This is a genomic window from Pseudoalteromonas rubra (assembly GCF_004212645.1).
Taxonomy (GTDB): Bacteria; Pseudomonadota; Gammaproteobacteria; order Enterobacterales; family Alteromonadaceae; genus Pseudoalteromonas; species Pseudoalteromonas rubra_G.
This window is the reverse complement of sequence record NZ_PPUZ01000192.1, coordinates 1-412: the sequence shown is the minus strand read 5'-3', so window position 1 is coordinate 412 and position 412 is coordinate 1. Positions and strand designations below refer to the sequence as shown.

Annotated in this window: 1 protein-coding gene; it reads right to left on the bottom strand. The window is 47.6% G+C overall.

Features of this window, described 5'->3' with window-relative positions:
* Positions 1-15 precede the first annotated feature (15 nt).
* Positions 16-366 (bottom strand): DUF2750 domain-containing protein, encoded by a 351-nt coding sequence (locus C3B51_RS23470; RefSeq protein ID WP_046007492.1) that lies wholly within the window; start codon positions 364-366, stop codon positions 16-18.
* Positions 367-412 lie beyond the last annotated feature (46 nt).

The window sequence follows — 412 nt, the reverse complement described above, 5'->3', positions numbered from 1 at the left end:
TTAAGCAAATTGGTATTATTCTGACAGGGCACGAGCCAGACCGACTGGTTCAATCTCGGTACAGACGTTTTCATCATTCCAGTTCAGGCCCAGTAATGCATTGTCGTCGCGCAGGTCTTCAATCCACTCGTCGAGCAGCTCATTCAAAGAGATGGCGATCGGCTTGAAATCTGCCCACTCGTCGCGGCACTGTGCCTTCGCGTTGTCTTCGTTATCCCAAAGTAGCAATACGTCTGACTCTTCAAACTGATTTGAGTCAACCACAACCAGGCCGCCATCGTCCGAGCCTAGCGCCCAAACCTGCTCTTGCTCTTTTGCGGTTACGACAAAATTGACTACTTCCGATTCTAATTCGATGTCACTCATGGTGTATTTCCATAGTTATTAGAGCTGATACCAATTTCACTCAATA